We start from the raw sequence: 20156 nt of genomic DNA on the forward strand, positions 1-20156 counted from the left end.
TAAAAAAAATAAATCGTGTTTAGACTTGCAAATAATAACAAACTGTAATAAACTTTCTCTCAACATGAAGCTAAACGAATACCAAGAAAAAGCAAAAAAAACTGCTAAATACAAAAATAAAAAAGAAGAATTAATTTTAACAACACTTGGTCTTGCTGGAGAAACTGGAGAAGTTGTTGAAAAAATAAAAAAATTAGGAAGAGATAAAAATTACATTATTGATGATGACTACTTAATATCAATTAAAAAAGAGCTTGGGGATGTTTTATGGTACTTATCAACTTTAAGTAATAATCTAGGCATTACACTTGAAGATGTTGCCCTAACTAACCTAAAAAAAATACAAAAGCGTCATGAAAATGGAACAATAAATGGTGAAGGTGACGACAGATAAAGCATTGAGATCAAAAATACTTAAAGTCTAAAAATACAAATGCTTAATATTTATATAAAGGGAATTTTACTTGGAATTGCAAACATAATCCCAGGGGTTTCTGGGGGAACACTGGCTTTAATATTAAAAATATATTACAAAATAATAAATTCTATTTCAGAAATCTTAAAGCTTACAGAAATTAAAAAAAATTTAATGTTTTTAACCATTTTGGCAACAGGAATGTTAACCTCAATATTATTAGCTGCAAAAATATTCAAAGCTTATGCCTTTGACAATGGAATAATAGAAGCGTTGCTAATAGCATTTTTCATAGGATTAACATTTGGGAGTATGCTAACACTAAAGCCAGAAATATTAAAAGAAACAAATAGTAATAAAAAAATATTAAAGCATTTGTTGTTTTTGATTGGCATGGCTATTATTGTGCTCTTCTTAATAATCAAAGAATCTAATATACAATTGCAAAGCACAATACCTAAAGACAAAAACTCAATAAAATATTACTTATTATTAATATCCTCCGGAGCAATAAGCGGAGCATCAATGATCTTGCCGGGAATCTCAGGATCTGCAGTGCTTTTACTATTTGGCTTTTATAAAGAAATAATACTCATTATATCCGAATTTAACATTACTCTTATTGCAATATTTACAGCAGCTGTAACAATAGGAATAGTTACATCAATATTAATAATAAAGAAAATAATAGATAATCAATTAAATAATTTTATTTATTTATCAAGAGGCCTAATTTTTGGATCAATTCTACAAATGATATTAATCGTATTAAAATTAAATTATAAAATCAGCTTTACATCTTTTACGTCTTTGGGAACATCATTTATATTGGGAATGTTTATAAACAAAAAAATGACTGATAAATGTAAATAAAAAGTTTTAAAAATACCGAAGACCGGACTTGAACCGGTACGGAGCTTCCTCCTCAGGATTTTAAGTCCTGTGTGTCTACCACTTCCACCACTTCGGCATAGAATAATATAATAAATAATAATATATTATGATGTCAAGTTACGCAAGAGAATAAATACAAAAACTCAATTGATAACTATTTTTTGGGGAAAATTTTCAACAGAATAATTGCTGTACAAATAATCTGCAATTACAAACATAAATGAATATAAAGAAACCCTAGCAAAAAAATTAGAAAAAACTCTAAAGTTAATTTTATTTGCCAGCATTGAAATATTGTTTGAATCATTTATTAAGCTAAAAAATCCATTTTTAATTAATAAATCAAAAATAATAAATTCAGATTCATCTAAAATAAACATTAATTTATCTATTTGGGTTTTTAAATATAAAATTTGCTCATTAATTTGCAAGCTAGTAGAATTTTTAATAAAATCATTACTTAAATTATAAATAACAATACCATAACAATTATCCTTAAATTTAAAATCAACAAGCAATCCTAATTTTAAATCGTCATAATCTTGCATTACGCTTAAAACTTTAATATTTATTTTACGCTTAGAAAGAATGCCAACAGAAAGCCCCTTCCCTTGATCAATAAAATAAGCATTCTTGAAGGTTCCAAATAAAACTCTATTATTGATTAAATCAAGAATATTTTTATTCTCAAGGTTCTTAATGATTATTAAATCAAAACTTTGATTTAGAATATTATAAGCAGAATCTAATAATTCTTGAGAAGAATTGTCATTTAAATCAAGGTTTGCAACCTTAAGCTCCAAAACACTAAAATCTATATCTACAAAATTACAGGAAAAAAATAAAACACTAAACAGAAATAAACTCTTCAAGTTGCCACTTTGTCTCAACAACTTCAAATACAAGTCCATACTTTTTTGCAGCACTACTGTCTAACCAAAAATCCCTATCAGTGTCCTTTTCTATTGTAGAAATATCTTGACCTGTTTCTTTTGAAATAATACTATTAAGTTCTTTTTTAACTTTATTTAACTCATTAGTATAAATCTCAATATCTGTGGCAACTCCTTTAAATCCACTCAAAGGCTGATGCAATAAATACCTGGCAAAAGGCAATGAAAATCTATTTTCTAATTTTGCAGCCAAAAAAATTAAAGCGGCAGCGCTAGCAACAAGCCCTACTCCAACTGTAAAAACTTTGGGCTTAACAAAACGGATCATATTGAAAATAGCAAACCCAGCATCAATATCACCTCCTTCTGAATCAATATACACAAATATAGGCTTTTTAAAATCTAAGGTCTCTAAGAATAATATTTTTTCTTGAAAAAGCCTAGAAACATCTTTGGTAATCTCACCAGCAATCACTATTGATCTACTCTTTAAAACTAATTTCAATGATTCATTATGCAAAACACAAATATTATCATCTTCTTTACCGGTCATAAAACATCCCTTATACAAAAACATAATGATATATTATAATTTAAAACAAAAGGTTTTTAAATGATAAAAAAGTATAAAAACTAACCAATTGCAACTAATTTCTTAAAAGCAAAAGGCTAATGAATCTTTAATTAACTTAGTTATGGTCAAAAAATACTCTAAATTTATATATAAGAAAAATCTAAAAAGGAGTTTATAATGCATTATGAATTTGCAGTTATCGGCGGAGGAATAGCAGGAAGCACCGTTACTTACGAACTACTTAAAAGAAATAAAAAAGTAATTCTTTTCGATGATGAAGATACAAAAGCAACAATAATAGCGGGCGGACTTATTAATCCTATTATGGGTAGAAAAATGAACATTGCCTGGAAAGAATCGCATATTTTTGAATTTGCAAAAAACTACTATCAAGAAATTGAAAAAACCATTAAATCCAACTTTTTCATAGAAAAAAATATCTTTAGACCCTTTACTACTGAAAATCAAAAAAATGAACTGGTTGATAAACTTGAAAACGATAAAAACATTAAAAACTTTATTTTGAAAATAAAAGATGGAAAAATTTATAATTTCTCAAACGACTCTAACGGCGGAATGATAATAAAAGGTGCTAGGATTAATACAAAAATCTATATAAAAAATATTAAAAAATATTTAATCAAAAAAAAATCATACATAAACAAAAATATCGACGAAAATAAAATTAAACTCGGAGAAAGTTTTTTTAAAATAGAAGATTTCAAGTTTGAAAAATTAATATTTGCAAAAGGGTATAAAGAAAAACTCAAAGGATTTTTTTCTTATCTCCCATTTGAACCTGCAAAAGGTGAAATCATTGTATTAGAATGCAAAAAATTAAATTTTAAAGAAGTTTACAATAGACATGTATCTTTAATTCACTTAAAAGACAACAAATTTTATCTTGGGGGCACTTACGAATGGAACACTTGGAATACACTTACAAATGAATGGGCAAAACTAGAATTATTAAAAAAATTTCAAAAAATAACAAATCTAAAATGCAAGGTCATTGATCAAAAAGCACACATAAGGCCCTCAACTCTTGACAGAGAGCCTTTCTTAGGAGAACACCCTAAGCATAAAAATATCTTCATATTAAATGGTTTTGGAACAAGAGGTATATCAATGGCACCATACTTATCCAATTTATTGATTAATAATATTGAAAAAATTGACAAAATTCCAAATCATTATAATATTAAAAGATACGCAAAATATTACAATATTTTAAATCATTCTTAAAATCAAAATTTTTACATCCATACTGACAAGCAATTAGATATCTTAATATTTCTAAAATTATGGAAAAATAATATAATGTTTAAGTTAAGCTAAAATAATTCTTATCAAAAGAGAAACTAAAAGTGAATCAAGATTTAACAAAGCAATTAAAATTAATCAAAACTTTCAAAACAAACCGGGAGAATAATCTTTGGGATTTAACATTAACATTATAGGAACTGGAGGAACAAGGCCGCTCCACAACAGATATTTGTCATCGGTGCTCATCGAATACAATGGAGACAATTTTTTATTCGATTGTGGAGAAGGAACTCAAATGTCTTTAAGAAAACAAAAAATATCTTGGCAAAAAATAAAAATGATTTGCATTACACACTTACATGCTGATCACATTACAGGACTACTTGGAATAGTAATGCTAATGTCACAAAGTGGAGAGACAAGAAAAGAGCCATTAATCATCGCTGGACCTGTTGGAATAAAAAACTATACAAAAACTAATATAGATATGCTTAAAATATATAAAAACTATGAAATAATTTATAAAGAAATAATCATAGACAAAACAGAAAAAATAATATATGAAGATAAAACAAAAAAAATTGAATACACCAGGCTAAAGCATTCAATAGAATGTGTTGGATATTTATTCATAGAAAAAGATAAACCTGGCAAATTTAATACAGAAAAAGCAGAAGAGTTAAACATTCCCAAAGGGCCTATTAGAAAAACTCTGCAAGATGGGAAAGAAATACTAATAAACGGAAAAATTATAAAGCCATCAGAAATACTTGGAGAATCTAAAAAAGGATTGAAAGTTGCGTACATTACAGATACTGGTTATTTTAAAGAGCTCATACAGCAAATCAAAAATTTCAACCTTGTAATAATTGAGAGCACATTTAAAAATGAGCTTAAAAAGGAAGCGGATAAAAAACTTCATTTAACAGCTGGTGGGGCTGCAAATATTGTTAAACAAGCAAAAGTTTTACAAACAGGCCTTATTCATTTTAGTGAAAGATATACATTAAGAAAAGATCTTGAAAACTTACTAAAGGAGGCAAAATTGGAATATCCAGATGGAGAAATTTTTTTAACAAAAGACGGAATGAGACTTGAAGCAAGCAAGAATAATTTTATTATTAAATAGGAGGGTATATGATAAATGTAGAAAAAGTTACCAAAATGTATGGTTCATTTACAGCGCTACTTAATGTTAACTTTAAGGTGGAAGAAGGCGAAGTGCTTGGCATACTTGGCCCAAACGGAGCCGGAAAGTCCACATTAATCAAAATCTTAACATCATTTCATTATCCAAGTAAAGGTAATGTAAAAATTTTTGGAAAAGACATTGTAGAACATTCAAAAGAAATATTGCAACAAATAGGATATGTTCCTGAAAAACTAGCTCTTTATCCAGAACTTTCTGTTAAAGAATATTTAAAGTTCATATCAGAAATAAAAGGTGTTAAAAAAATAAAAAAAGAAATTGACAGAGTAATAAGCATATTTAAATTAAAAGAAGTTGAAGATAAGCTGATTTCTCAACTTTCAAAAGGATTTAAGCAAAGAGTAGGAATAGCTGGTGCTTTAATAAATAATCCTAAGCTTGTAATACTTGATGAACCAACAAATGGTCTTGACCCAAATCAAATAATTGAATTTAAAGAATTTTTAAGAGAACTCGCAAAAGAAAGTACAATATTATTTTCTTCACACATACTAAGCGAAGTAGAATCTATTTGTAAAAGAATAATTATTGTCAACAACGGAGTAATTGTTGCTGATGACACAAAAGAAAATATTATTAAAAATAAACTTAAAGAGATCGAAATAGAATTAATAATTTTAAAAAAATCTGAAAATGAAAAAAAAATTTTCAATAGTAAAAATGATATTTTTACACTAATACAACTTGAAGAACACGATAAGGACTTAAACATTTCATTAAAACTATCTCAAGGCAAAACAGAAGAAGATCTCTTTAGCTACATAGTAAAAAATAATATAATCTTAAAAGCAATGATCCCAAAACATGAAAGTCTTGAAAAAATATTTAGCAAATTAACCAAGGAGAGATAAAAATGAAAATAGATTTAAAGCAATCTTTAGCTCTTTCTAAAAAAGAACTAAAAATATTATTTGGAACTCCAACTGCATACGTTGTGATGCTATTTTTTTTAACATTTATAAACTTTTCATTTATTTTTTTATCAGGATTTTTTATTAAAGACAATGCATCTCTTACCTCTTATTTCTCTTCAATGCCTATTATTTTGATGTTAGTGCTGCCAGCACTTAGTATGGGGGTGTTCTCAGAAGAACATAAAACAGGAAGCATTGAACTACTTTATGCTCTACCTCTAAGCCCTCAAGAGATAGTCTTGGGTAAATTTATTACACTCAAAATATTTACCTTAATACTATTCTCACTTACCTTACCTCTTACAATAATGACAATTTTCATGGGCGAATTTGATCTTGGAATAATATTGCTTCAATATCTGGGGATAATTCTTTATTCTCTCTCGGTGCTAAGCATGGGAACATTTATCTCCTCTATTACAAAAAGTCAAATAGTCTCTTACATAATAACCGTATTTACACTGATATTAATACTATTTTCTGGGAAATTGGTTATGATCTTTGGAAAAGAAAATATAATAGGAGAAATGCTTAATTTTATTTCAATAACTAATCACTTTAGCTATTTTAATATGGGAATACTAAACTTATCAGACTTTATTTATTTTATTACATTCACAATCACATTTCTAATGCTAAGCACACACAGCATAACGCTAAAAAAATGGAGATAAAATTATGAAAAATAAAGAAAACGAAGTTTTAAACCTAACTTTAAACCTTACAATAATCTTTTTGATTTTTTGCAATGTATCTATTTTCATTTTTAAAATAGACCTTACAAAGCACAAAGCTTTTACAATATCTAAAGTTACAAAAAATTTGTTTTCAAGTGCAAATGAAACAATATATATCACATATTACAATTCGGGAAGCCTTGAAAACTATTTTGCTTTTCCAAATCAAATAAAAAATTTTTTAATAAGTTTTTCTGATGCTTCAAAAGGCAAAGTAATTTACAAAGAGCTTGATGCTGATAAAATTTCAACACCATTAGAACACATTGGCATTCCTTCTCAACAAATCGACTTAAGAGATATTAATCAACTCTCAATACTCAAAATATATTCAGGAATTGAAATTATTTATGAAGGTCAAAGAGAAGTAATACCAGTTGTAACAGAAATCAGCAATTTAGAATATGACCTTGCAAATGGACTTGACAAGCTAATAAACAATACAAAAAAAGTTTTAGGACTTGCTTTTGGAGACAGTACTTTAAAAGAAGCACACAAAAACTTTTCTGAAATAATGAAAAAAGCATTTGGTATTGAAATAAAAGAAATAGACTTAAAAACTGAAAAATTAGAAGACATGAGAAAAGAAATCAATGGATTATTCATTATTGGTGCTAAAGAAATTGATGAAGAGATTGTAAAAAAAATTGACGATTTTATTGTTAATGATGGAAAAATATTTATTGCAACAAGCACAATTGACTACAATCCTCAAAATCCATATGGCATAACTCCTATTAAATCTAAACTATTTGATCTATTTGAAAGTTATGGTATAAAATACAACGACAATATTATTCTTGATAAAAGAGCACCTACAATCTTTTTAGGTGGCAATTTCCAAACTTACTATCCATGGGTCTTAATAGACAAAAGTAATATTGTAAAAAAAGACATACCACTACTTAAAAATTTTTATGCTGCTACAATTCCTTGGAGCAGTTCATTAGAACTTGTAAAAAAAGATGTAGCAGAAGTAAAATTTTTGCCTCTATTTGCAAGCTCCAAACAATCATGGCAAGTTAAAGAGCCTAATCTTTCAAACATATCTTTGAATGCATTCGAAGTTCCAAATAAATTTGAAGAAAATGAACTCAAAATGCTAGGATATGCAATTGAAGGAAAAATTAAAAGTCTATATAAAGAACAATATTCCAAAAATTCTAAAATAATTCTAACAGGATCAAGCATGATATTTAGTGATTATATGTACAACGGTTCTCCATCAAACTTTGAACTATCAGGAAGAATTTCGGATTATTTAATGCAAAAGGAAGAATTTTTTAATATTAAGTCCAGAGAAATACGAGCTAAATTAAAATTTACAAGCTCTTCAAACGAAATGGTCAATGCAAAGTTTTCATTAATAATTGTTAACTTAATTATTCTTCCAACAATAATATTAATATTTGGACTTGTTAGATTTACTAGAAAAAGAAAAGCAAATTAAGAATAAAGGAGTATTTATGACAAAACCAAAAATATTCTCAATCAATAAAGAAAAAATAAAAATATTGACAATAGTAGTATTAACATCTACATTCTTATTAGGAATAATTTTTTCAAATGAAAATAAAGTAGCAAGAATCCTGGAAGAAAAATTTTTCGATTTTGACTTAAATTTAATTTCTAAAATCGAAACAGAACTTGAAGGAACGCTGACAAAACTTGGTAAAGATTGGATGCTAACATACAACAAACAAAATATTCCCGTTGACAATAAAAAAGTTAATTCTCTAATCAGAGCATTAGACGAACTTCAAAAAAATAAACTTGTAAGTAGAGATCAAAAAAAGCACAAAGAATTGGGAATAGGAGAAAATCCAAGCTTCAAATTATTTGACAATAATAACAAACTATTGACAGAAATTTTTGTTGGAAAACCAGGAGAAGGCGATTCAAGATTAGCATACATTAAGGGTAGCAGCGAAAATGTTTACTTAACAAAAAATATTTTCTTATCATATAAAGGGAATTCTTATAATACATTTTCAGATACTACACTATTTCAAGAAAAAAACACAAAATTAGAAAGTTTATCATTCAAAATAATAAGAAAATTAAACAAAGAAAATGAAAATAACATAAATAATAACTATGAGATTACCACTAAAGATGGTCTTTATTTTTTAAATAACCAAAAAATGTTAAAAGAAAGGCCTTTAAATATTATTGCTGAATTTAAAGCCGATGGACTTGAAATTGACAAATCTAAAATAAATGACTATAACCTTCAATACAAGATTGAAGTCAAATGGAGCAATAAAAGTGTTAACAATATTGAAGTTTACTTTAACAAAAATGAAGAAAATGACAAAGACATATTAATCAAAAAAGATAAAGATGAATATTACTACATGACTAGCAAATGGACTTTTTTTGATGTATTTAACTTAGAAAAAAAAATAATAGAAAAAGATAATATTTCTAGCAATGATAATCAAAAAGATGAGCATGAACACCACAACAATGCAGATTAATCTTGCTATGTATTAAAAAGAATAAAAAGCAAAACATATAAAAATAAATATAATCAAAATATAACCATGAAAATAGACAACATTTTATCAAAAGATAAGATGTTGTTTCGCTTTAATGATCAATGAGTTAATCTTTTAAATTACAATAATATTTTAGATAAAGCAAAAAAATTGTTTAGCTATCAAAAATTAAGTTAAAAATTTTTATATAAAAATGAAATGGAATTTAAACTGAATAGATTCTTTAACTTTTAGTAAGTAAAAATTTAACTTTTTTTAAAACTTCATATTCTTGTTTAATTTTAAAAATATTTCTATTGGGATTTAACTCAAGCTCACTTTCTACCCTATCAATGAAATTTATTAATACGGTTTTTTCATCGCTATTTAGCACAACATTACTTAAAGATTCTTCAGCATTAAATTTGCTCACAACCTTTTCAACATCATTAAAATTGAAATGAGAAGAAGAATGATCCTCAGTTATACTTTGAGAACCAAGCTTTTCACAATTAGCAATATTATTACTTTGGTCTTGACCTGCTACATCTCTTAAACTATCCCTCAAATTTTTCTCTCCATCATTAGAAAAAGAACCTTCAATCGTTTGAGAATCTAGGTCCTTTTTTAGAATGCTTTCAAAGTCATCAAATTCTTTTAACTCAAGAGGTTCACCAGAACTCTTAAAAACCGTACAATTAGCACTATTCTCATGCTCAATATTTACATTCTTATCATTCTTATCAATTAAATCTAAATGTTGTTTATTATCTACAAAACTCTCCAATTTTTCATTATGATCGTTATTATTATTTAACTCCATATTTTCTAAGGACACATTATCGCTACCAATGTCAATGCCTTCTTTTTTAATCAAATTATTCGAAAAATTATCCGCCGTATGTAAATTGCTAGTCAAATCAAAATCTTTATCTTTATTAAATTTAACATCATGCTGAACTCCTTCACTTTCTTTTGGGGTATAATTAATACCCTCAAGTAGCGCATCTAATTCTTCTTTACCAATAGAAATATTAGGCAAATTGTCTTCTTTTTTAGAAAATGAATCGTCAATCTCAGGCGACTTTTTTTCAAAATCTTTAGAATCTGAAATAATAAAATCTCTTTGAACAAGCTTAAGCCCATTATCAATCATTTCTTTTTCAACTCTTTCAACACGAAGCTCAACATCCTTTAAACAATTAATCAACTCGCCATGTCGTTCTTTTAATATGTTATCGAGTTTTAATAGCTTTTCATCTAAAAAAAATTTAAGATTATCTGAAGCCGTAGAAACAACATCAACAGACTCATTTCTTAAAAATACTTTTTCCATATCAAAATCAACTTCCTTAGGACCTTCTTTGATAAAAAAAATACTTTTCTTCATGCTAAACTTGCTCTCCACCAAAACTACTCAATATAACTACAATCTAAATCAACTTTAACTACTTGTAAATATAGTATATTAAGAATATAATTACAAGCTATATGACCATTTATAAAAAAATTGCAATGTCTTTTTACTCAGGAATACTAAGCTACTTTATAATAGCTCCCATATTTGGAGAGAGAGGATTTGTTAATTATCAAAAACTGGATAATAACTTAACATTAATAAAAAATCACATCGAAAAACTAAAAGAAATTCAAAAAGAATTAAAAGCAAGATATATTAATTTACAAGTATCTAAATCCGAAATTCTAAAAGAAGCCAACAAGTTGGGCTACTACCCCAAAAACTCAACAGTAATAAAAACCAATAACAATAAAGATCAATATCGCCAAGGGCAAATATTAACACTACAAAATCCCATTTCCAAGAATCAAAATTTTTACTTTATATCAATAGCAATAGGTTTAATTTATTATTTTTTATCAAGTTGTATTATCCAAACCAAAAAAATCACAAAAAGCAATAAACTTGCTTCCAACAACTCTAAGGATTAGCTTTATTGAAAATATTTATTTTTAAAAATGTAATATATTTATTAATTAATTTAATTTGTGCATCATTTTTTTGCGTATCGTTAGTAAGTTTTTTTTCAAATGAACACCAGTATACTCCTTTTGTTAAAACAAATATCCTAAAAAAATACTTGCAGTACATTGGAATATGCAAAAGTATAGAAAGATATGCTTTGATACATAACTTTAACCCCAAATCAAAATTAGAAAAAAATTACTTTTTAAAGCATATAGCTGGTAATTCATATATAATATACAAAACAAAAAACGAAGGAATACTATGGGGTGATTATCGGTACTCACTACTGAGCAATGGAAAGCCAACTACTAAAATAATTTTTAAAAAAATATTCAATACTTTAAAAGTCTCAATTCCAGGAGCCCTGCTCTCTTATATTGCAGCAATAGCCCTTATTATAATTTGGAAACTTTACATAAAAAACAACTTAATAAATAATTTTTTAGAATATTTAATGCTATTACTCCACTCCATGCCAAGAAACTTAACAGTATTTTTAATATTGTCTTTAATATATTACTTAAATTTAAATCCAAAAAATTTAATAATAGGTGGATTTGCATGGTTTTTTTCATTCTTTATATTTAATTCTGTAATTTTCAAACAATCTCTTGACAAAACTTTATCAGAGTTTTACATAAAAGCTGCAAAATCAAGAGGAATAAATAAAATACAAATAATCTTAAAACATGCATTAATTCCATCAATAACGCCATTACTTACTAACATGAGACCTATTTTAACAACTGCTTTTTTTGGAGCATCAATGATTGAATCAATGTTTGAAATTGATGGAGTTGGGGCCTTATATTTAAATGCTTTAAAATTCAACGATTATGCCATTTCTAAAGATTTAATTTTTATTGGTGTTTTCATTATGCTTATTCCAAATATAATAACAGATATATTAATTTACAAAATCAACCCATACAAGGACACGCTAAGCTAATGAAACTAGATATAATAAAAAAAAATTTTTATATCGTACTATTTAGCATATTTATTGTATTGTTAATCATTGCTCCAGAACTAGTTAATGAAAATTCAAAAATTGCAATCTACAAAAAAGATCCAAATAAAATTTATTTAAAATCTACCAAAAAAATACCTATGCCACCCACAAAAGACAATCCACTAGGAATCGACAAAATGGGCAGAGATATTATGGCAAGATTAATAATTGCAACTAGAAATTCTATTCTACTTTCACTAAGCTATGCAACAATTTCTGCAATAATCGGAATCTTCATTGGAACAATAATTGGCATGATTAGTTTTGAAATTTGCATGCAAATTTCAAAACTAATCGAAGCATTACAAACGTTACCTTTTTTTTATGTTGTGTCTTTAGTTTTTTACTACTTTTTAAAACAAAAAACTTACAATATGCTTCAAACAGCAACACTATTGGCATTGATTCATGGATGGATTAGGTTTGCTTTTATTGCAAGAAACAATACGCTAATAATAAAAAATTTAGATTATGTTAAAGCCGGTGAAGCTATGGGAGCAAGCAAAATTCGAATAATATTAAGTCATATTTTTCCAGAAGTATTCTCATCAATATCATCCATAATTCCATTACAAATGGCAAGGAGTCTTACTACTTTTGAAGTAGTAAGCTTTTTACAAAAACAAGATAAAAATCTATATCCTAGCCTTGGAGAACTGCTCAACTATATGGAAATGGGCAATAAATATTTATGGATATGGATCAATCCCCTACTCATATTAATAGTCATAAACATAATACTAACAATAATAAATTTACAACTGAGAAAAAAAATGAAACATTTAATATCATATTAACTAAAAAAATTAACAAACTCTTGGAGAAAATTTTTCTAAAAAACAATTCGCGCAACTTACATTTCTAGCAGTGCAAACTTCTCTTCCATGCTTATTAATAGCCATAGAAAATCTATACTGCTTACAAGGCTCTATTCTTCTTTTTAGATCCAGTTCAATCTTAATAGGAGAATTTTCCAAAGAAAGAGCATGCCTTTTAATAACTCTGCTAAAATGAGTATCTACAATAATTGCGGGCTTATTGTAAACAGAACCAAGAATAACATTTGCTGTTTTTCGACCTACTCCGGGTAGCTTAACAAGATCAAAAATATTATTTGGAATAACGCCATTAAATTTTTCCAAAATATCAATAGAACAATTTACAATATTATTAGCTTTCCTTGAATAAAAACCAGTCTTATAAATTAATTTTTCAACATCTCTTATATTTGCTCTTGATAAACTTTCAAAATTCCCGTACCTTTCAAAAAGACATGGAGAAATTTTATTCACCAAATTATCTGTTGTTCTTGCACTTAAAATTGCCATTATTAAAAGTTCATAATTATTCTTATAATTTAAAAAAGGTTTAACATCGGGATATCTAAACAAAGTCTCATCAACAATCAAATCAAGATTAATCATAAAAAAATTATAAAACATAATAAACATAAAACAAAAAATATACAAATTAAAGGTATCTAGACCTTATTGACAAGGATTTTTCAAAATGATATACTCATCATTAGCATTTAAACTGCACCAATAGCTCAATTGGATAGAGCAACAGACTTCTAATCTGTAGGTTTTAGGTTCGAGTCCTAATTGGTGCGCTTCATTCGGGATGTGGCCTAGTGGCTAAGGCACCTGCTTTGGGAGCAGGGGATCGTGAGTTCGAATCCCACCATCCCGAAAAAAATTTAAAAAGCTAAAAACTGTGTTTTTAGCTTTTTAATAATTTATACAAATTTAATCGAATCTTAAAATTATTCAACTTTCTTTAAAGTATTTAAATCTAAAGTAATAAGACTTTTAAACTCATCCTGCAAATAAATAAAATTCTTTCTCACAGAAAAGCTAGTAAAAGGCAAAATTTTATTCTCTGAAAGAATAAACTCATCTAAATTTTTAGGAGAAAATTTAGCCAATCTCCAAACATTGCCACTATCTTTCACAACTACTAAAATCATTTTAGAGTCAACATAAAGAGATGAATTTTTATTAATCTCAAAATTAGACTCCGATATCACTTTTAAATTCTCAAGTTTATTAAGTATTTGAAGCTTGGCTTTTCCTGAATCCATTTTAATAACAACTAAATCTTTTTCACGTTCATAAATTCCATACCGCTGAATGCCTTGCTGAGTACTTTCTTTAAGTCTAACACCAGTATTCAAATCAATAAGTTGAAGCGTTCCTAAATTTGTAATAGGATCAATAACCTCTAAAAATACAGGATTACTAGAATCTATAGACATAGTAGTCAAATCTTGATTTAAAGAAGTAGGTTGACTTTTGGTTTGAGGCTTGGTTTCTTGCAAGTTAACATCTTTATTATCTATACCCTCTTTTGAATCCATATCGCTATAAGAAGGCTTATCTAATGGTGATGATTCGCTAACCTCATTGTTGTTAGACTTTGAAATTTCATTTACTCTCTTAATCTCAGAAACAGGTTTTAAATTTTTTTTACTATCTAATTTTTTATCTTCAGATAATTTTTTATCTTCCGGCCTCATAAGATTTTCGTCATTATTAAAATCAGCTAAACTTGCCTTTGATTCCTCTTTGACTATTTCTCCTTCTTTGCCTTTAATTTTTTCTTTACTAGAAACTTTAGAATTTAAATCTCGATTAAGATCTAATGCTTTAGGATCTTTACTTTTTAAAAGTTCTTCATCACTTTTTTTGATTTCAATTTGCTTTTCAATTTCTCTTTTTTGATTTTCATCGCTAGTTTCTTTAAGCTGTTCCTGCAAGTCTTCTATACTTTCTTTTATTTGTAGCTGCTTATCAACTTTAGGAGAACTTACATCACCAGGTTTTGGTAAATTCTTTTCTTTATTAATCTCGTTAATATCCTCTTGAATCTTCTCTCTAACAGTATCCCTTTGAATATCTAAATTATCTTCAGAAGAATCTAATTTTTGTTGGGCTTTATCAATATCGATTGCCTTTTTATCTAGTTCTTCCTTTTGTTTCTTTTTAGCATCAACCTGACTTTCAATCTCTTTTCTATGCTCTTCATCTGTAGCCTTTTCAAGCTGATCTCTTAAATTCTCAATAGTCTCTGTTATATTGGAATCACTTTTATGAACATTATCTAATTCAATATCAATTTTATCTTGATCTGCTTTATGAGTTTCGCCTTGAATATCTGTAATATCTCTTGCAAAGTTAACACCTGCTTCATTCTCGCTTAAAAGAGCTGCCACAACCTTATCTGTAACCAAACTGTCAATATCAATGTCAGACTCAATTTTTCCAGATAAAATATTCTTTTTAAGAGGAATAAATATTTGTGTCTTTCCAGCCCATTGACTGTACACTCTAGAAAGACCTGCATTTTCTTTAGTTAAAGACTTTAAAGCAGCCTCAATATAAACCTCTTTATAATAATTTAAATCCCCTCTATAAACAGCATTATGTATTGTAATAACCTTAGCAATTAATTCAGCACTAGATCTTTCATAATCAAAAGACTTTATCAAATACCCTGTAAGAATTCTTCTTAGATTCAATATACTGTCAAGCTGTGACTTACTACCAATAGAAAAAACATCAACGCTTGCTCTTTTATCTTGATCGTCAATAAATCTATTAATAAAATATTTACCATAATAACTTGAGTTGCTATTGGAATTAATCAATGGTCTTGCTAAAAACTCACCAATACCTACTATTTGTTCATATGTATTTGTAGAATCATAAGGACCTTTATAGTTTACAAACTCAAGATCCATATTAACAAAGTCCTTTAATTTTTCCTTATCAACTTCCCTTGAATTAAGAGGAAATCCATTCAAAGAAATAAGAAAAAAACTAAAGATTAGTAACATTTTTTTCATAAAAGAAATTCTCCTATAAACTTAATTATAATCTACCTTACCAACTAAATTCACTAATTTAAACCTAATTTTAACATAATCAGATTTATATACAAAACAATTATTTCAATCTTGAATGATTGAAATAATTTCATTAATGTGCTTATTAATATTTTCAGAAAAATTTTGCCGCCTCATAAACATTAATAAATTTAGATACTTATGCTTACAAAGTGTAATAAGCTTGTCTGTTGAATTTAAAATTATATTTCTTAAATTTAAAATTACAGAATAAGCTATTTCTAAATTACCTTGATAATTTAACACTATATGCTGGATGTAATTATATATAATACAATCTTGACCATAATAACTTTCAAATTTGGTAATGGTTTTCACTATGGCAACTATATTATTAATATCTCTTTCTCTAATTGCCAAATCAATAAAGCTCTTAATTGCAGATTCATCATTAACATATATAAAATATCTATAAAGCTTGCCCCTTGCAATAATTCTATCAAGCCCCTTTTCTGGCAAAAGCCAAACATTAAAAGCCCTTTTATATAAATTTAAATATTTTTTGGGGAAATTTCCATCTTTAGTTGCAAGAAAATCTAAAATACCTAAAAATTTATCATAAGCAGAATCACTATAACTAGAATTAAGAATCTCATCAAGAAGTAAATAATTTTCATCATAATCTACAGAGTCTTTCTCTTTTAAATCTATTCTACCTTGATTGTATTTATTACCTCTAAAATGGTTCCATACACTAACATCAAGCTCTTTGTCGTACTCATAATAATAAGTACTAAGAACCCAATCAAACCCCCCTAAGACAATAATACCTGAATTAGCACTAAGTCCCAACAAATCCTTAAGTTTAGAATCTGTGAAAGATATATCAAAATCTTCTTCAAAAGACAAAAGTCCATGTGATTTAGTTGAAATTAAAAGATTTCTATTGTTATAAAGAAGAGCTTTCTCAATCTTAAAGTTCATTTTTTTTTTAAATTTAAGCTTTAAGTTTCTACTTAAATTAAAAAACATACCAACACTTGAAATTGCAACATATTCACCATTAAATTTTTCAAACAAAAAATTAATAGGAAAGTCTAATTTAATAGAGTTAACAACTTCCCCAAAATCTCTCCCATAAGCAACAATATGACCTGACTTATGTCCAATAACTACCTCTTTTCTTGTATTTATCATTAACAAAAAAGGGAAAGCAACCAGCCTGGAAGACCATTTCTTATTACCCAAAAAATCAAACAAAAGTATTTCATCATTTTCGCTTGCAATGCAAAAATCACCATTATCAAAAACTACAGGAGAAGTGGCGGGTTTGCCACCTATGTTAACTTCAAACATCTTTTTTCCACTCTTTAAATCAATAGAAACAACCCTCTCATTAACAAGGGGAATTAAAATGCTAACATTGCCTATGGCAGGATCGCCTAAAGGTGAAAAATCAAGCTTATGTTTCCAAACAAGCCTTCCTCTTTCAATCTTTTGAACTTCATTTCTAGCTGTAATAACATAATAACCATTATCAAAATCTTTTAAAAGAAAAGGATATGGAATTCTATTCAATCTATAAGAATATTTCTTCTCAAATGACATTGTATAAGTAGTCAACCATCTATCTTGTGTTAAAACCGTAATAGTATCACGTTTTTCATCAATAATTGGATTACCTACAACTTTACCAGTTAATGCTTTTTGGAAATATAAATTAATGCTAGAATAAAGCCTTAAAAAAGAAGCTGAAAACAAAAATATAAAAAGTAAGCCTCTCAAAACAAAAAACCTTTTGAGCTTTTAAAAAACTACTACTAAAGCCTAAACCCAGCATTATCACCATAAAGGTTATTTCTCAGATCCCTAATCTTAGCATCATCAATATACTCAGAAAAAGTCATATATCGATCAATTATTCCGTTGGGAGTAAACTCGATAATTCTATTGGCAACAGTATCTATAAATTGATGATCATGCGATGTAAAAAGAACAACTCCTTTAAATTCTTTAAGCCCAGCATTTAAAGATGTAATTGCTTCAAGATCCAAGTGGTTTGTAGGCTGATCCAGTATTAAAACATTTGCTCCGCTAAGCATAGCCTTAGCAAGCATGCATCTTACTTTTTCTCCTCCTGAGAGGACATTTACCTTCTTTAAAGCTTCATCTTGGCTGAAAAGCATTCGACCTAAAAATCCTCTAATATAAGTTTCATCTTGTTCTTTTGAATACTGACGCAACCAATCAACTAAATTTAAATCTAAATCGAAATATTTCCCATTATCCTTATTAAAATATGAAAAATTAACAGTAGATCCCCATTCATAATGACCTTTATAATTTTTATCTTCATTTGTAATAATATCAAACAAAAAAGTTGCAAACATGGGATTTCCCAAAAAAACAATCTTTTGTTGGGGTTCAACAATACTGCTAAATTTATTTAAAATTAAATTCCCTTCAAATTCTTTTGTCAAATTTTTAATTGTAAGAACATTTTTACCAAGTTCTCTTTCGCTTTTGAAATTAACATAAGGAAACTTCCTTGAAGAAGGCTTCAAATCTTCAACCTTTATTTTTTCAATCAACTTTTTCCTTGATGTTGCTTGCCTAGACTTAGATGCATTACTAGAAAATCTTTGAATAAATGCCTTAAGTTCAGCAATTTTATCTTCAGATCGCTTTTTAGCATCTTTTAGTTGCTTGTTTAAAATTTGGCTTGTTTCATACCAAAAGTCATAATTTCCAAGATACACTTGAATCTTTCCGTAATCAATGTCAACAATATGGGTACAAACTTGATTTAAAAAATGTCTATCATGAGATACAACAATAACTGTATTTTCAAAATTAATTAAAAACTCTTCCAACCATTTAATAGATTGTAGATCAAGATTATTGGTAGGCTCATCAAGAAGCAATATATCAGGTTCACCAAAAAGCGCTTGCGCCAAAAGAACTCGAACCTTTAAAGACCCTTCAATGTCACTCATTAAATTATTATGAATTGACTCATCTATTCCAAGGCCCTTAAGAAGAACTGCTGCACTAGATTCAGCCTCGTATCCTCCAAGTTCTGAAAATTCTGCTTCAAGCTCCCCAGCTCTAATCCCATCCTCATCACTAAAATCAAGTTTATTATAAATTTCATCTTTTTCTTTTTGAACAGAATAAAGCCTTTTGTGACCCATAATAACAGTATCGATAACCTTATATGCATCATAAGCAAATTGATCTTGCTCAAGAGCCGCTACTCTTTGATTTTTTGGAATAAATATTTCACCCTTAGTAGATTCAATCATTCCACCTAGTACTTTTAAAAAAGTGCTTTTTCCTGCTCCATTAGCACCAATTATTCCATAACAATTTCCAGAAGAAAATTTAATATTTACATCTTTGAATAAAACTCTCTCTCCAAATGCAACTTCCAAATTATTTACAGTTATCAAACCATTACCCTGCCTAAAATTAATATTCTAATAACAAAATTATCTTGAAAATTAATTTAATTTTCAAGCACTATATAAATATATTGACTCAACTCTCAATTTTTTCGTATATTTAATATTATTAACACAAGGAGATGTTTGAAATGAAAAATATTAAGCCTTTAGCTGATAGAGTTTTGATAAAAATCAAAGAAGCTGAGAGTAAAACAATCTCAGGACTTTACATACCAGAAAATGCAAAAGAAAAAACAAATATTGGAACGGTTATAGCCATTGGTTCTAACAAAGAAGAGATCACTGTAAAAGTTGGCGACACTGTACTTTATGAAAAGTATGCAGGAGCTGCTGTAAAAATCGAGAATAAAGAGCATTTAATACTAAAAGCAAAAGAAATAGTTGCAATAATAGAAGAGTAAAAAGCTAAGTTTAGCTACTTAGCTTTAATCTTTATAAAAAATATTTTATAAAGATTATT

General features: G+C 27.6%; 19 protein-coding genes and 3 tRNA genes. 14 read left to right on the plus strand and 8 right to left on the minus strand.

The features are described 5' to 3' along the window. Positions 1 to 64: 64 nt before the first annotated feature. Positions 65 to 394, plus strand: a complete 330-nt coding sequence (locus BLA33_RS00425) for a nucleoside triphosphate pyrophosphohydrolase family protein (RefSeq protein WP_004791467.1) — start codon at positions 65 to 67, stop codon at positions 392 to 394. Between the two features lie 39 nt (positions 395 to 433). Beyond that, on the plus strand, positions 434 to 1288 hold the full coding sequence (locus BLA33_RS00430; RefSeq protein WP_029346803.1) for a DUF368 domain-containing protein: 855 nt from the start codon (positions 434 to 436) through the stop codon (positions 1286 to 1288). A gap of 13 nt (positions 1289 to 1301) precedes the next feature. On the opposite strand, the gene BLA33_RS00435 is transcribed toward BLA33_RS00430, so the two are convergent. From BLA33_RS00435 to BLA33_RS00445, 3 genes are all read right to left on the minus strand, one after another. Continuing rightward, positions 1302 to 1385, minus strand: a tRNA-Leu gene (locus tag BLA33_RS00435). 67 nt (positions 1386 to 1452) lie between these two features. Then, positions 1453 to 2112: a hypothetical protein gene (locus tag BLA33_RS00440; protein ID WP_029346802.1), complete on the minus strand. Its 660-nt coding sequence runs from the start codon at positions 2110 to 2112 to the stop codon at positions 1453 to 1455. Between the two features lie 46 nt (positions 2113 to 2158). Next, positions 2159 to 2755 (minus strand): ATP-dependent Clp protease proteolytic subunit, encoded by a 597-nt coding sequence (locus BLA33_RS00445; protein WP_029346801.1) that lies wholly within the window; start codon positions 2753 to 2755, stop codon positions 2159 to 2161. A 198-nt stretch (positions 2756 to 2953) separates the two neighbouring features. Between BLA33_RS00445 and BLA33_RS00450 the strand changes: the two genes are divergently transcribed. From BLA33_RS00450 to BLA33_RS00475, 6 genes are all read left to right on the plus strand, one after another. Next, positions 2954 to 4021, plus strand: a complete 1068-nt coding sequence (locus tag BLA33_RS00450; RefSeq protein WP_075226307.1) for an NAD(P)/FAD-dependent oxidoreductase — start codon at positions 2954 to 2956, stop codon at positions 4019 to 4021. Between the two features lie 190 nt (positions 4022 to 4211). Beyond that, positions 4212 to 5171, plus strand: a complete 960-nt coding sequence (locus BLA33_RS00455; protein WP_029346800.1) for a ribonuclease Z — start codon at positions 4212 to 4214, stop codon at positions 5169 to 5171. A gap of 8 nt (positions 5172 to 5179) precedes the next feature. Next, positions 5180 to 6103, plus strand: coding sequence for an ABC transporter ATP-binding protein (locus BLA33_RS00460; protein ID WP_029346799.1), 924 nt, complete (start codon positions 5180 to 5182; stop codon positions 6101 to 6103). Between the two features lie 2 nt (positions 6104 to 6105). After that, positions 6106 to 6840: an ABC transporter permease gene (locus tag BLA33_RS00465; protein WP_075226308.1), complete on the plus strand. Its 735-nt coding sequence runs from the start codon at positions 6106 to 6108 to the stop codon at positions 6838 to 6840. 4 nt (positions 6841 to 6844) lie between these two features. After that, complete coding sequence (locus BLA33_RS00470; RefSeq protein WP_029346797.1) at positions 6845 to 8353, plus strand: GldG family protein; 1509 nt, start codon at positions 6845 to 6847, stop codon at positions 8351 to 8353. A 16-nt stretch (positions 8354 to 8369) separates the two neighbouring features. Further along, complete coding sequence (locus tag BLA33_RS00475; protein ID WP_029346796.1) at positions 8370 to 9383, plus strand: DUF4340 domain-containing protein; 1014 nt, start codon at positions 8370 to 8372, stop codon at positions 9381 to 9383. Positions 9384 to 9627: 244 nt separating this feature from the next. Here BLA33_RS00475 and BLA33_RS00480 read toward each other — a convergent pair whose 3' ends face one another. Further along, positions 9628 to 10773 carry a hypothetical protein gene (locus BLA33_RS00480; RefSeq protein WP_075226309.1) on the minus strand — a complete coding sequence of 382 codons (1146 nt, stop codon included), beginning with the start codon at positions 10771 to 10773 and terminating at the stop codon, positions 9628 to 9630. A gap of 101 nt (positions 10774 to 10874) precedes the next feature. On the opposite strand from BLA33_RS00480, the gene BLA33_RS00485 reads away from it, so the two are divergent. The 3 genes from BLA33_RS00485 to BLA33_RS00495 are packed head-to-tail and all read left to right on the plus strand — an operon-like array spanning position 10875 to position 13179. Then, the gene (locus tag BLA33_RS00485; protein ID WP_029346795.1) at positions 10875 to 11333 is read left to right on the plus strand and encodes a septum formation initiator family protein; all 459 of its coding nucleotides are present in this window, start codon (positions 10875 to 10877) and stop codon (positions 11331 to 11333) included. Between the two features lie 5 nt (positions 11334 to 11338). After that, positions 11339 to 12319, plus strand: coding sequence for an ABC transporter permease subunit (locus tag BLA33_RS00490; RefSeq protein ID WP_029362373.1), 981 nt, complete (start codon positions 11339 to 11341; stop codon positions 12317 to 12319). Next, a complete protein-coding gene (locus tag BLA33_RS00495; protein ID WP_075226310.1) occupies positions 12319 to 13179 on the plus strand; it encodes an ABC transporter permease subunit in 861 nt (286 codons plus the stop codon). The genes BLA33_RS00490 and BLA33_RS00495 overlap by 1 nt, the downstream gene beginning before the upstream one ends. A gap of 9 nt (positions 13180 to 13188) precedes the next feature. On the opposite strand, the gene BLA33_RS00500 is transcribed toward BLA33_RS00495, so the two are convergent. Next, positions 13189 to 13824 carry an endonuclease III domain-containing protein gene (locus BLA33_RS00500; RefSeq protein WP_031530964.1) on the minus strand — a complete coding sequence of 212 codons (636 nt, stop codon included), beginning with the start codon at positions 13822 to 13824 and terminating at the stop codon, positions 13189 to 13191. Positions 13825 to 13920: 96 nt separating this feature from the next. Here BLA33_RS00500 and BLA33_RS00505 point away from each other — a divergent pair. Next, a tRNA-Arg gene (locus BLA33_RS00505) sits at positions 13921 to 13994 on the plus strand. Positions 13995 to 14001: 7 nt separating this feature from the next. After that, positions 14002 to 14074: transfer RNA gene (locus BLA33_RS00510), tRNA-Pro, on the plus strand. 73 nt (positions 14075 to 14147) lie between these two features. Here the strand turns inward: BLA33_RS00510 and BLA33_RS00515 are convergent. The 3 genes from BLA33_RS00515 to BLA33_RS00525 all read right to left on the minus strand — a co-directional run bounded on the left by BLA33_RS00515 (position 14148) and on the right by BLA33_RS00525 (position 19681). After that, positions 14148 to 16229, minus strand: coding sequence for a P83/100 family protein (locus BLA33_RS00515; RefSeq protein ID WP_075226311.1), 2082 nt, complete (start codon positions 16227 to 16229; stop codon positions 14148 to 14150). 105 nt (positions 16230 to 16334) lie between these two features. Further along, complete coding sequence (locus tag BLA33_RS00520; RefSeq protein WP_075226312.1) at positions 16335 to 18014, minus strand: PQQ-binding-like beta-propeller repeat protein; 1680 nt, start codon at positions 18012 to 18014, stop codon at positions 16335 to 16337. Positions 18015 to 18049: 35 nt separating this feature from the next. After that, positions 18050 to 19681, minus strand: coding sequence for an ABC-F family ATP-binding cassette domain-containing protein (locus BLA33_RS00525; protein ID WP_029346878.1), 1632 nt, complete (start codon positions 19679 to 19681; stop codon positions 18050 to 18052). 143 nt (positions 19682 to 19824) lie between these two features. Between BLA33_RS00525 and groES the strand changes: the two genes are divergently transcribed. Then, entirely contained in the window at positions 19825 to 20097 is a 273-nt protein-coding gene (groES, locus tag BLA33_RS00530; protein ID WP_004789371.1) for a co-chaperone GroES, read from the plus strand. The last annotated feature ends 59 nt before the right edge of the window (positions 20098 to 20156 follow it).

This window comes from Borreliella garinii (assembly GCF_001922545.1).
Taxonomy (GTDB): domain Bacteria; phylum Spirochaetota; class Spirochaetia; order Borreliales; family Borreliaceae; genus Borreliella; species Borreliella garinii.